At 69.5% G+C, this 13111-nt stretch carries 7 protein-coding genes, 1 tRNA gene and 1 pseudogene; 4 read left to right on the top strand and 5 right to left on the bottom strand.

Annotation, left to right across the window (positions count from 1 at the left end; all coding sequences use genetic code 11):
- Window positions 1–108: 108 nt before the first annotated feature.
- Window positions 109–179: transfer RNA gene (locus KBX53_RS07110), tRNA-Gly, on the top strand.
- Between the two features lie 544 nt (window positions 180–723).
- Window positions 724–1116: a hypothetical protein gene (locus KBX53_RS07105; protein ID WP_210858200.1), complete on the top strand. Its 393-nt coding sequence runs from the start codon at window positions 724–726 to the stop codon at window positions 1114–1116.
- Window positions 1117–1222: 106 nt separating this feature from the next.
- Here the strand turns inward: KBX53_RS07105 and KBX53_RS07100 are convergent, their stop codons facing one another.
- The 4 genes from KBX53_RS07100 to KBX53_RS07085 form a co-directional block, all read right to left on the bottom strand.
- Complete coding sequence (locus KBX53_RS07100) at window positions 1223–2053, bottom strand: hypothetical protein (RefSeq protein ID WP_210858199.1); 831 nt, start codon at window positions 2051–2053, stop codon at window positions 1223–1225.
- On the bottom strand, window positions 2050–2559 hold the full coding sequence (locus KBX53_RS07095; protein WP_030333531.1) for a SigE family RNA polymerase sigma factor: 510 nt from the start codon (window positions 2557–2559) through the stop codon (window positions 2050–2052). The genes KBX53_RS07100 and KBX53_RS07095 overlap by 4 nt, the downstream gene beginning before the upstream one ends.
- A 273-nt stretch (window positions 2560–2832) precedes the next feature.
- Window positions 2833–3243: a hypothetical protein gene (locus KBX53_RS07090; RefSeq protein ID WP_167337308.1), complete on the bottom strand. Its 411-nt coding sequence runs from the start codon at window positions 3241–3243 to the stop codon at window positions 2833–2835.
- Between the two features lie 10 nt (window positions 3244–3253).
- Window positions 3254–9865, bottom strand: a complete 6612-nt coding sequence (locus KBX53_RS07085) for a polymorphic toxin-type HINT domain-containing protein (protein WP_309140723.1) — start codon at window positions 9863–9865, stop codon at window positions 3254–3256.
- Between the two features lie 343 nt (window positions 9866–10208).
- Between KBX53_RS07085 and KBX53_RS07080 the strand changes: the two genes are divergently transcribed.
- The gene (locus KBX53_RS07080) at window positions 10209–12353 is read left to right on the top strand and encodes a M14 family zinc carboxypeptidase (protein WP_210858197.1); all 2145 of its coding nucleotides are present in this window, start codon (window positions 10209–10211) and stop codon (window positions 12351–12353) included.
- 95 nt (window positions 12354–12448) lie between these two features.
- The gene (locus KBX53_RS07075) at window positions 12449–12715 is read left to right on the top strand and encodes a hypothetical protein (protein WP_030333524.1); all 267 of its coding nucleotides are present in this window, start codon (window positions 12449–12451) and stop codon (window positions 12713–12715) included.
- Between the two features lie 167 nt (window positions 12716–12882).
- Here KBX53_RS07075 and KBX53_RS07070 read toward each other — a convergent pair.
- Window positions 12883–13111 (bottom strand): annotated as a pseudogene (locus tag KBX53_RS07070) (hypothetical protein); the annotation flags it as partial.

The raw sequence follows: 13111 nt of genomic DNA, 5'->3' as shown, positions 1-13111 counted from the left end.
TTGCCGCGGCGTGGGGGACGACGCGGCACCGCGGGGCGGAGGCGCGGTTAGCCGTCGGGCTCCGGCATTGGGTACGCTAGGGGTGCGTCCTGCTTCGGCGGGATGCACGCGGGCGTAGCTCAATGGTAGAGCTTCAGTCTTCCAAACTGACTACGCGAGTTCGATTCTCGTCGCCCGCTCCGAGTGCGAAGGCCCAGGTGGACCGCATGATCGCGGCACCTGGGCCTTTCACATCTCCCCATCGTGGTGCGGCGCAGTTGGCCGAACCGGCGAACGAAATCCTGGGCGACTGTCCCGCCAAGCGGGACCAACTGCCCGCTGGGACGTTTCGGCATAGCTCCGAGTCGCCCGGCTGATCGACGCCGTGACACCGTCGGCGCGGGTGTGTCTACCGGCCCACTTGGCAAATAATCCGCATCGCCCGTCGTCACGTTCGACGACGAGCGCGTCGCCCGCCGCCGAATACCGACGGAAGACGCGGCCCTTCCCCTGTTCGAAGCCGTACCCGGCCAGTTGCTCCGCCACGCCCCTGACGAAGTCGTTGAACAACGTTCCCAGGGACATTGAGATGGCCCCTCCAGCTGGCCGGGACGGCAACGAGCAGATCAGCCGCGCAGCTTCGACTGCTGCGCGCGGCCGACAGCGCCAGCCGGGGCGCCAGACGTTCGATGTTCGCCGATACGGCGCCTGTGCAGACGATGGTGGACGGCCGAGACTATAGCGATGTCATCCGTTGGTGCGGGCGCCCCACGCAGGCAGGTCTTCACTGCCGCTCTGCTCATCGTCGTCGGTGTGCTGGTCCTCTTCGTCCCGGCCGGTGACGAGGGCAGCGTTCTCGTACCCATCAGCGAGGGTCACGGGCTGTCCGCCGTGGACGGGGTCGGCGCAGCGCTGCTGGCGGCGGGCGGCACCTGGCTGGAGGTGCTGGTGGTGCGACGCCTGCCGCACCTCGCCCTACCGCCACGGGTCCTGTTCGCACTTGGTTTGCTGGCCGGTCTCGGCGTGGGGCTCCTGGTCGCCTCGGTCTTCTCGGGGTTCTTCTGGTGGTGGGCCGTCGGCGCCACCATGCTCGGCCTCGCCGTGCTCGTCCTCGTCCCCCTCACGGCACGCCGCTGAGAAGGACGCGCAGGTCACCGTCGCGGCGGCCCTGAGACACAGCAGGGCCCAGGTGAACCGATGGAACTCGGCACCTGGACCCACTCGGCAAAACCGAGTTGCCGTGTCACTTCAGGTGGAACCTCTCGTCGACGGCGAGCGCCGCCAACTGCGGTACGGAGAACGGCAGCTCCGTCAACGCGGGCCGGCTCTCGTCAAGCCGTACGCCCTGCGCCACGAACACCACCACGCCGTCCGGATGCCGGTACGCCGACCACTGGTCCAGCCGGTCGTCGCTGCCCGGTCGGACCACCACGCCGACCCGAGCCGCACCGACGGTCTCGACCTGGCACTCGCCCCGCATGCCCCAGAACGTCTGGGCCAGGTCGCACGGCTCGGTCGGCCTCGGATTGCCGGCGTCGTGCACCTCGACGACAACGCGCCCGGTGCTGCGGCCCTGCGCGACGGCCACCGAAGTGGAGTAGCTCCACACGTCGGCGCCGTCCACCCTGGCCTCGAACTGCGCCTGGTGGGTCCGCAGCGTCCGCTGCTCGGCGGACTGACCAGATGGGTCGTCGGGCGTGGTGAAACCGGCGGGTACGACAGCGACAGCCTCGCTGAGCAGGTGCGCTCCCTGGTCGTACTTGGAGCCGGCCCGCGCGGTCCGGTCCTCCTGCGGTTGCCCGTTCGGCCCGGTCGGCCACGGCTCCTTGGTGTCCGGAGCAACCAGCGGCCCACCGCCCGCCGGCTCGTAGACGTGACCGTCCGGAGTGGCGACGGCCGCGAAGCCACTGACCGCCAGCACGACGGCCGCCGAGCCGAGCGACGCCCACACCACGCGCCGGCGGACGTGCGCCCGTCGTGCCGCGCCGAGCGCGGCAGTCGTACTCAATGGTGGTGGCGGGGTGATGCCCGCCATCTCGCTACGCAGCCCCTCGCGGAACTGTTCCTCGTTCATCGCTCCCCCATCTCGATCCCGCTGTAGGTGGGTGCCAGGAGGCCGCGCAACGTGTCGAGCCCGCGTGCCGCCTGGCTCTTCACCGTCCCTGGAGAACACTCCAGCAGCGCCGCGACATCCTCGATCGACAGGTCCTCCCAGTACCGCAGGACCAGCACGGTCCGCTGCCGCGGTGCCACCCGGGCCAGCGCCTGGAGCAACACCAGCCGGCTCTCCGGCGAGTCGGACGGGGCCACCTGCTCGGTGTCCTCGCCGCCCACCCGTTCCCGAAGCCACCAACCGCGGCGGCGCTCGTCGAGGAAGGTCCGGACCAGGATCTGACGCACGTAGCTGTCGAGCACCTCGTGCCGGGAGATCCGGTTCCAGACCCGGTAGAGCTTGACGAACGTGGTCTGGACCAGGTCTTCGGCCCGGTGCCAGTCGCCGCACAGCAGGTACGCGGTGCCGCGCATGGCCCCGGACCGTGCCGCGAAGTACTCGGCGAACGCCTCGTCGCGGTCGCTCATTCAGGCCTCCGATCCCCGTTTCGAGTTAGTCACGCGGGGTCCGGCTCGGAGGGTTGCTCCGAAACTCGCGCAGTTGTCAACGGATCAACGGAGCACCGGACGGGGAGGATATCGACCGGCACGAGCCGGCCCAGCGTGCCGGAGCGACTCCCGCGGGCCGCGGCGAGGACGAGCCCACCGCGGCCCCAGGTTGAGCAGTCGCCGATCGAACTGGCCACGAAGACCGACGGTGGGGCTCGTTCACTACCCGGCCCTACGGCGCGCCAGTTCCGACTAGTCGAGGTAGCTCGGACTGTTCGGCGTGTACCAATCCTGACGTCGAAGCCACTTCAGATAGTTGTCGTAGATCTTCAACAGCCCGTCTGTCGATTCACGGGCGGCCAGAAACTGGTCCAGCTGATCAAAGAGAACCCTAGTGATCCGCCGCTCATCATCCGCGGACGGGCCCTCTGACCCGCCGCTGCCGCTCTCTCCGTTGGCGAGGCGCACTACCAACGCGCGCCAGGTGAGATTGGCGCCGTCGCCGACCTGGACCACCAGCCACTCCCGAAACCCCTGGAGAAGGCCGCCCTGCTGCCCGACGTTCACGCCTTCGAGAAACGCGGCGGTCTGCCCGAACGACCCGTCAACGCCAAGCATCCCGGGGCGCCTCCGAAGTAGCTCTAGAGTGCGTTGCAGTTCCACAGCCCGCACCTCAGAATCCGAACTGGATCGTGTCATTGTATTCCCACAAGCCCTTGTACTCATTGATCGGGACGCCATTTCTGCCGCTGAACGCGTCGAAGACTCGGCCGTCCTTGACAACTACGGTGTGGGTATACCATCCGGTATCCTGGCCCCGATACTTGCCGAGGAAAAAGTTTCCATGCCTGATGGTCACGATCTCACCACCGATCTTTTTCTGAACCTGCGCAGCGACGCGCTCGCAACCAGTGCTGCAGGGAATTTCGGTCTCGGGACGCGGCTTCCATTTCGGGCCGAGGTCCGGGGCGCAGCCAGTGTTGTGGACGAGCACCGGGGTTTTGCCGGCGAGCACATAGTACGTGTGAAGATCCGCGACGGTCAGGTTGTAGGCCTGGCCTCGTCCCACCCATTCGAGGGCCGGGCCGTCGACGGCCACGCCCTCGCCGGTAGCGGTGCGCAGAACGTCGCCACGGTCGAGCTCGGCGGCCGGCTGCCACTGCCTGTCGGTGGCGTTCCAGAACGGATGGTCCTCGGTCGTCGCCAGGACCTTGCCGTCGACCGACAGCGCCACCATGTCGTCCTCGTGGACCCACAGGTGACCAACCGTCCGCGGCCCCTGCTCACCGGTGACCGGGTCGGTCGCCAGCACCTCGTCACCGACCTTGATGTCCTTGATCGGCTTGGTGCTGCCGTCCGCCATCAGGACTTCGGTCGTGCCGGCGAAGCTGCACGGACCGCCCTGCTGCCACACCGGCTTGAGGCCGGTCTGCGTCGGTAGCTGGGCACCGGGGGGCAGCGCCGCGCGTCCCAGGGCCGTCATGCCGACCGGCAGGGCGACTCCGTCGTCGTCGGGCAGGGGCATCATGGTCGCCCAGTAGCCAGGCCACAGGACGTCCTGAATCCACTTGTGGCATGCCTCGTCGTCGATCTCCCCGCAGACCTGCATCGCCAGTTGGAACTCCTGGTGCAGGACCTGACTCGGGTCCCAGCCGGCGGCCATGCCGAGCACTTCCGCCTGGGAGTCGGCCCAGAGCTCGGTGAACCGGTCCAGGTCGATGGTCGGCGGTACGAGGATGACGTGACCCAGGATGTTCGGGTTCTTCTGTTTCATGACGCTGCTGCACTTGATGGGCCAGCAGGTCTTCTTCTTGCTGTTCTTGCGGTTGGCCTTCTCGTTGCCGACCTGGTAGTCGGGGCAGCCGCCCACGATCTCGGCACAGTCGGCGGGGATGAGGCCGCTGGGGTCGCTGAAGGTGGTGGGGTTGTTGTTGGAGTAGGCGTAGCCGTGCCACTGCTGCGGATCGCTCAGGTCCTGCAGCGGGTCGACGCTGACGAACCGCCCGATCGTGGGGTCGTACTCCCGTGCCCCGAGGTGGGTCAGGCCGGTGTTGTCGATGGTGCCGCCCACGAAGCCCTTGCTGTTGGGCCAGGCGACACCGGTGCCACGGTCCTTCCCGTACGGCAGTTGCCGCCGGATGCTCGCCTGCTGCGACGTGTCGTTGACGCTGACCTGGGCAGTCCCGTGGTTGTCATTGCTGAGCCAGCTCAGGCCGGCGGTGGTGCGGGAGGCGATGGTGGCGCCCGCGTGGGCGTAGTAGCGGGTGCACGCGGTGGAGGCGGTGCTCTTGGTGTAGCGGATCTCCTGACCCGGGAGGTAGAGAGTGCTACCGGTCGGGTCGCGGCGGATGAGCCGCTTGCCGTCCGCGTCGTAGACGAAGCTGGTCGCCCCGGTGCTGTCGGTGGAGGTCTGCAGGCGACCCTCGACGTCCCAGGTCAGGGTCTGCGTGCCCGAGGAGTCGGTGGGTCGGGTGAGGGTGTTGCCGCTCTTGTCGTACGTGTAGGAGCCGGTACGGGCACCGGTGGTGCCGGAGAGGGCATGCGGTTGCGGACTGCGCGCCGCCGGATAGGCGTAGTCGGTGGTCGCGTTCCCGGTACTGGTGTGCTCGGTGTGGGTACGCCGGTTGCCGACGTTGTCGAACGTCCAACTGTGCCAGTACTTCGCCGGGCCGCCCAGGCCGGCGACGGACGGCGCGGTGCCGCAGTCCCCACTGGCCGGGGTCCACGCCTCGGTGAGTCGGCGCAGCTGGTCGTAGCCGAAGCACTGCGTGTCATCGACCGGATCGGGCGTGACGTCCTGGGTCTTGACGATGTTGCCCGTGGGGTCGTACGTGTAGCGCACGTCGGCGACGATGTTCGGCGCCACCGTGTCGCGGTCGGTGCGGATCCCGGTCAGCCGACCGGTCTCCAGTTCGCGGGTGAACGCCTGCCAGACGCGTCCGCCGCTGCCGGTCCAGAAGCGGTACTGGTCCACCTGGCCGAGCGCGTTGTAGTCGGTGCCCTCGACGTACGACTGGTTGCTCGTTCCGTAGATCGTGTCGACTGTGGTGGGCAGCCCGAGGTCGTTGTAGCCGTACGTCAGGGTCTCCGCGGGGAGGCCGCTGTTGGTGGACGGGAAGGTGCTCGACGCCAACGAGCCGTCCCGGTTCCAGTTGCTGGCGAAGGTGTAGGTGCCGGCGATGCCGGTTTCCGAGGCGGGGATGACAACGGAGATGCCGGTGGGCTGGTAGGCGTCCGTGTAACCGGTCGTCTTGACCTGGTACGAGCTCGACCCCACGAACCGGGTGCTCTGGGTGAGCTGGCCCTTGGCGAGGGTGTCGTACACCCACTGGGCCCGCATGGTCCCACCGACCTGGTCGTCGTAGACGGCGCGCTTTCGGTTCAGCGGGTCGTACAGGTACGCGAGTTTCTTCCCTCGACCGTCGGTGGTGGTGGCGGTGCGACCGGCGTTGTCGTACGTGAGGCTGGTGACGCCCGCGTCGGGATCGTCCACCGTCTTCTGCCGGCCGCGGATGTCGTAGGTGTACGTCCAGTCGTTGCCCGCCGGGTCGGCGAAGCTCGTCAGCTGACCCTTGCGGTTGAAGGTGTAGGTGCTGGCGTCCCAACTGCCGGCGGTGCCCGGTGTCGGCACGGTCCCCCGGTACTGCCGCAACTGCACGGTGCGGCCCCGGGCGTCGGTGACGGTCGAGGTGGCGGTGCCGCCCGCCAGCGGGGTGGCGTCGGTGCGGTCGCCGGCGTAGTAGGTGCTGGACCTCCACTTCTCGACGTCGTAGGGCTGGAAGACCGTCGCGGTGACCCGCCCGGCACCGTCGTACACGGTCAGGTCCTGGGTGGGGACGAAGGCCCGCTCGGTCGCCGTGACCAGGGTGGTGCCCGGCGCACCGGCTGCGTGGTACGGCGCGAAGGTCTTCACCTGTCGACCGGCGGTGTCGTAGAACACGTCGGTGAGCAGGCGACCGCCGGAGGGCGACGGCGCCTGGGTCTGCCGGTTGCGCAGCAGCCCGTCGTAGAAGGTGTACGCCGTGACGTAGTCGCCCTTCGCGTTCAGTTTCGAGGCGGAGACCACGGTGGCCGCGTCGTTACGGACGTGGTACCCGTAGGTCAGGTCGGCGGTGTCGGTGCCCTTCGTCCTACCCGGGAGCCACACGGCAGTGAGCCGGCCCAGACCGTCGTACGTCACGTCGGTGCGTTTGCCGTTCGCGTCCACCACCGACGTCGCCGTGCCCCAGGCCGGTTCGATCGTGGTGGTCAGCACGTGCTGGAGCGGATTGGTCACCGCGGTCGACGTCACCGGACCCCCGCTGGCCGGGGTGTAGGCGGTCTTCGTCTCGTAGCTCAGCGCGTCCCGTGACGAGGTCATCCGGCCCTGCGCGTCGTACCCGGCCTGGTTCACCGTGGTGAAGGTCGGCGCGCCCGCGTTCCAGGCCTCCATCTCCTCGGTGCGGGTGGTCAGGCCCCTGGTGGCCGCCTCCTCGAAGGCGTTGCCGTCGTACCAGGTCCGGGTCTCACCGATGACGTCGTCCTCGGTCAACGATCCGGGGGTGGCGGCGTCGGCGCACTTCACCGCGTAGCGCTGAACCCGGTGGACCCGGTCCATCAGCCAGTTCGTGGTGTTGCGCGGCGTGTAGTCCGTCTTGGTGCACTGCTCGTCTCCGGCGACCTTGTCGTCGCCGAAGTCATCGACGCTGACGGCCATCCCGTACGCGTCGTAGCTGGTGGTCGTCCGGGTGACCCGCTCACCACGGCCGGCGTCGAGCGTGGTGTACGCGCGGGTGGTGCCCACCCGGAGAATCCGGGCGCTGACGGTGTCCCCGTTGATCGTCCGGCTGGCGGTCGCCGCGGACGCCCACGGATCACTGGTCTGCCGGGACACCACCGGGCCGGTCGGCCCGTTGAACGTCCTGGTCTCCCGAGGCGTACCGGCGTACCAGTCCTCGTCGGCGATCCCGTCGATGGTGACCGACCTGGTGCCGCCGGTCGGCGCGGCGCGGTCGCCGTTCATGCCCCGGAAGTAGCGGGTCTCTGTGTACGACTGTTCGCCCGTGTCGCCGACGGTGACCCCGACCCGGCCGTAGCCACGGAAGTCGGACCAGGTCTTGTGCTTCGGGTCGACGAGCCCGTCGTCGTCGTTGTAGTGCCAGGCCGCGCCGTCGTAGTAGTCGTACTTGTAGGCGACGCGAGGGCTGCCCTGCGGCGGCGCCCCGCCGGTGTTGTCGTTCTCGTAGACGGTCGTCACCACGTACTTGTGGAACCAGTCGGTCACCGGTTTCTGGTAGCCCTCCGGCATCCAGATGACCGGGTAGCACCGTCGGGTGTTCGTGTGGGGTGTCGGCGTCTGACCGGCGACGCAGTCGGGTGCCGAGTAGGTGACGCTCGTGGTGCCGCCCGACTCGGTGCGGATCTTCGCGATCCGCATCCAGTTCATCGCCGCGGCGAAGTCGATCGTGTCCACCCGGTTGGAGAGTTGGACCGGGGTGAACTCGATGTCGGGCACGGTGCTGGTGGCACCGGCCAGACCGGTGTGGGAGATCTTGTCCAGCCACAGACCGGCCCGGGTGCCGTCACCGGGGTCCGGGAAGGTGTGGCCGAATGTCCACCGCTCCGCGTTGCGGTAGCCGGTGCCGTTGCGCACCTGGGTGGTCACCGAGGCGAGCCGCTTGGTCGTCCAGAACGTCGGAGAGAAGGTGTCCTCGCAGGAGCTCCCGGTGCACTCGCTGTCCCAGGGGGTGTCCGGCCATCGCACCTCGTCGTGGGTGGTGCAGCTGCTCAGGCAGCGGTCCGCCTCGGTGAGCTCGACCCGCAGTGGGGCCGGCGTGTTGAGCACCGACTCCACGCCGTCGTCGCGCCGGGTGCCGTAGTCGATCCGGTCCAGCCAGCCGCCCCGGTCGTAGCTGGCGGCGTCGTCGGCGTCCCGGTTGCGGCCGTACTTGTTGGTCTCCTTCACGTACCAGTACGACATCGAGTTGCCGTGCAGGTCGACGACGTAGTCGAGGTTCCAGCGCCAGGCCTGCGTGCAGTCCGAATCGGCGTACCTGGTGGCGTGGCAGGGCTCCCCCGTCTCGTTGCCGAACACCGGCATCGTCCACGTCGAGTTGGTCACCGGGTTGCCGGACGTCCAGCCGGGCAGACGGTGGGCGCCGAACCAGTACTGCTTGCCGTCGGTGGTGGTGACCACCCAGTACTCGCCGTCGTTGTCGCCGTTGACCGCGCCGGTCTTGCGCTCGATCCGGGAGCCGTCGTCGTTGCGCAGGTGCCAACGGTCTTCCGACGAGTTGTAGATCAGCTCACCGGAATGGCCGCTGAGCGACAGCGTGGCGTTGTTGGTTTCCCAGCACTGGTCACCGGTCTCCAGCTCGTTGTTGGCGGTGCCGTCCATGTCCTCCGCGCAGGACCGGTAGCGCCGCTCGATGTAACCCCCGAACCCGGCCTCGAAGCCCTCGCCCACCCAGGACGGCTGGTTGTTGGACGCCGCGTGGCGACCATCGACGGACTGGGACGAGTAGCTCAACTCCAACTGCGGGGCGGGCCCACCGGGGGCCGGCGGCACCCGCATCGGGTACGACCAGGTGAAGGCGCCCGAGTGACCGCCAGCTGACCAGGTCGACGACGGCTGCAACGGGGTGGCCGAGTAGTCACCGGCGGGCCCGGACGCAGCTGCCGCCGCCGCGACCAGACTGGTGGCCGCGCTCACCTGAACCGTCGCGGTGACCGTCTTCGCGGCGGGATCGTTGCGGGAGGGCAGCGGCGTACCCGCGCACTGCTTCTTCGCTGGGGTACGCAGCGCGCACTCCGGCAGCGCCACCAGCCGCAGCCGGCTCGCCCAGTCGGCGCCGTACGCGCTCGCGAACGAGCGGTAGTCCACTGTGACGTCGACCGGGCCCGCTGCGGTCGCGCCGTCCGCCCGGTTGACCGAGAAGAGGGCACCGCGGACCCCGGCGCGGTCCGTGGTGGCCCGGTCATGGGTCTCGACCCGTACCTTGCGCGGTCCCGCCGTCGCCGAGCGGTTCGTGGTGGCGGGGGCGGCCAGCCGTACCGATGAACCGCCGGCCCGGACCTTCTCCCCCGTCGCCGCGGTCGACAGGTCGACCACTGCCGCACCCGCCGCGGGCCAGACCGCCGCCGGCTTGGCGCTCGCCGGCGCCGGCTCGGCGGCCTTGCCGGCCGGGCGGGCCTGCACAGCGGTGACCGGAACCGTTGACACCGCCTTGGGCGCGGGTGGTCGGTGCGCCGCGGCCTGGGCGGCGGGCACCGGCGCGACCAGCAGGTTCGCCACCAGGGCGGTCACGACGACGGCCGCGATGCCCGAGCGGCGGCCGGCACGGTGGTGACTGGCCCGCTGGATGAGAGAGGAAAACGCGGCAACAGGCGCAGGCGAAAACCAACCAGGCATCAGCAACCCCCGTGATCAAGCCCGGATAGTGGGCCAGACATTAGAGATCGAGTAGCGGCACTGTAAAGAGCCGTCACAACTTGCGAGAACAAGCAGGACATCTGACCTAATTGGTTGATCGCGACCACGTTCCGTGAGCTTCGCCCCGGCGGGTCCGCGCCACCCCGTCTCTTGACAGTTGTCGATCTGTGCACTGGTGTAAGGACCACACACATCTACGTCCGTCACAGGAGGGCACATGATCGTCCGACGACGGTGGACAGCTGCCGCCACCACAGCGATCCTGATCAGCGCGGTGCTGTCCCATCCCGGTTCGGCAGCGGCGGCACCCGCTGCCCCGGCCAGCCCGATCACCCTGACCGCCACCGAGACCGCCCTGGTCCGGGTCCAGCTCCGCGATCAGGCCCAACTGGACCGGCTCGTCGCCGCCGGCGCGGACCTGGCCAACCGACCCCGCGCCCGCGACGGGCGGATCCTCGCCGACCTGGTGCTCACCGGTACGCAGCTCGCCGAACTGACCGCGCAGGGCGCGACCGCCGTGCAGGTCGTGCAGCGTGCCGGAGACGGCACCCGGAACTACTCCGACAGCGTCCGCGCGGCTCAGGCCCGCACCACCGCCGGGCTGCGCGCTCCGGCCGCCGGCCAACGGACCACCGCCGCCGCGGCGGTGGACACCCTCCAGGTGCAGCAGGCGTACTGGTGGACCACCGGAGGGCAGACCTTCCTGCAGGCCCAGGTGGCCACCACCGCCACCGACGACCCGGACGTGGAGATCACGGTCAGCTGGCGGACGGCGGACGGCGCCACCGGGTCGTTCCCGCTGTACCGGTTCGAGGACTCGGGCGAGTACCAGTACCACTACAACCTTCCCCAGCCGGTGCCGAACCGGCCGGTCCAGTTGACCGCCACCTCCAGCCTCGGCGGGGTCAGCCGGGTGGTCACGCCGGCGCTCTGGCCGAACGCCTCCCCGCCCCCGCTGCCGGCCGGCTACCAGAAGGACTTCATCGACGCGTACCTCACGCCGATCGACATCCAGGCGCGGATCAAGCGGCTGGCCCGCCAGTACCGGGACCTGGTGGACGTGATCGACCTGCCGAACAAGACCCAGGGATACCGACGCAACGCCGCCGGCTACCTGGGCGACCCGGCGGTGGCCGCCGTGGTGGTCGAGTCGGTCCGCTTCGGCGACCAGAACATGAACGGCGTACAGGTGCGGACGGTCGACCCGGGCCGGGCGAACCGACCGCTGACCGTCAACTACCGCGACCGCGTCCTCACCGTCTCGCTGGCCACCGACACCGCTGGCAAGACGGTGAGCACCACCGACGAGGTGGCGGCGGCGATCAACGCCCGCCAACCGGAGCGGTTCCGGGCCACCGTCGAGGACGGCTCGGCCGGGCTGCCGATGCCCGTCGCCGGCCCAACCCGACTCGACGACGGCCTCCAGGGCACCGAGGTGCCCGCCCGGCCGTGGACGGTGCAGGCGCTGCGCCTCGGCGTACACCGGGACGGCTCCCGGGTCGGGGTGCTCGCGTACTCCCAGGAACACGCCCGCGAGTGGGCCACCCCACTGGTGACGCTGGAGTTCGCCGAGCGGATGCTGGCCAACGCCCGCACCGACCCGGCCACCCGTGAACTGCTGGAACAGGTCGACATCTTCGTCATCCCGACGGTCAACCCGGACGGCGCGAACTACTCGTTCAACGACTTCAACTTCCAGCGCAAGAACCTGGTCAACCACTGCACCGGGGCGGCCCGCGACCCGAAGAACCGCACCTCGTGGGGCGTCGACATCAACCGCAACTACACCGTCGGGTCGTACTTCGACGGCTACGTGGGCGCCAGCGCGAACTGCCTGTCCGGCAACTACGCGGGCACCGCCGAGCTGTCCGAGGCGGAGAGCAGCAACGTGATCGCGCTCGCCAAGGACCACCCGAACATCAAGTTCGCGATGAACGTGCACTCCTACGGCGGGTACTTCATGTGGCCGCCCGGGGCGTACCGGGCCGATGGGCGGATCACCCTGCCCCGGCCGTCGATCGACGAGTCGACGCTGTTCCTCAACAGCGCCCGGCGGATCGTCGGCGCCATCGCACAGGAGCGCGGCACCGTGACCTGGCCGTCGCAGACCGGACCGGTCGCCGACGTGCTCTACTCCGCCGCCGGCAACTCGGCCGACCAGCTCTACTACGAGCTGGGCATCTTCGCCTGGGACTTCGAGGTCGGCAACGACCGGTGGAACCCGGCGACCAACCAGTGGGAGGGCGTCGGCTTCCAGCCGCCGTTCGACGAGGCGCACGGCGAATCCCAGGAGTACGCCGGCGGACTGGTGGAGATGGTCCGGGTGGCCCGCGACTACGCCGCCGCGGAATCCGCCGGCTGATCCCTCAGCGGGTGCCGCGTCCACTCATTGGGCGCGGCACCCGCTGGGCGGATTTCACCCGTTTCCGCCAGATGCCTGGCGGGTAGGGGCCCTGCATGGACACCAACACCACAGCCCACCTGGTGGGCGGCCCCCGAGACGGCAGCACGCACGAGACCGGCGACGAGGCACTCGTCGAGGTGAAGATCGACGGCCTGATGCACCGCTACATCAGGACCACCAAGCAGCACGACGATGGTCGACCGCTCTACAACTACGACGGCGCGGTCGCCCCGGACGGCGGCGAGCCCGGCGTCGAGGACCCGGCCGCCCGGGTCGCGTCGCCCCGAGCCGACGCCGAGGGGCACGGCGGCACCCACTGACCGCTGCACCATCGCGGGCACCCGAGCCCTCGAAGGAGGTACCGGTCGGAGCGGCCGGCCACGGATGAACCGCTACCGGCCGGGTAAGCAGCGACCTTGCCTGGTGGGGAGACGACCGGGTGCACGGGTGGGCGGGCATCGACCGGCCCGCCCGTGCACGCTCCGGATCAGTTCGAGGAGATCCAGTTCCAGGCCGAGACGACCCACTCGGTCTGCTGGAGCCACGCCACCCCCAGGCCGGCGAGGAAGACCGCCGTCGCCAGGTGGGCACCCCGGGCGCTGCGCCGGGCCCGGCCCAGCTGCCGGTCCAGCACCACCCTGCCGACCAGTCGGGACAGGGCGAACAGGCCGACCGCCACCAGCAGGCTGAGCCCCAACACCCGCAGCGGGCCGCTC

It is taken from the genome of Micromonospora sp. M51, assembly GCF_018070305.1.
In the GTDB taxonomy this organism is placed as follows: Bacteria; Actinomycetota; Actinomycetes; order Mycobacteriales; family Micromonosporaceae; genus Micromonospora; species Micromonospora parva.
This window is presented reverse-complemented; position numbering and strand designations above follow the sequence as displayed.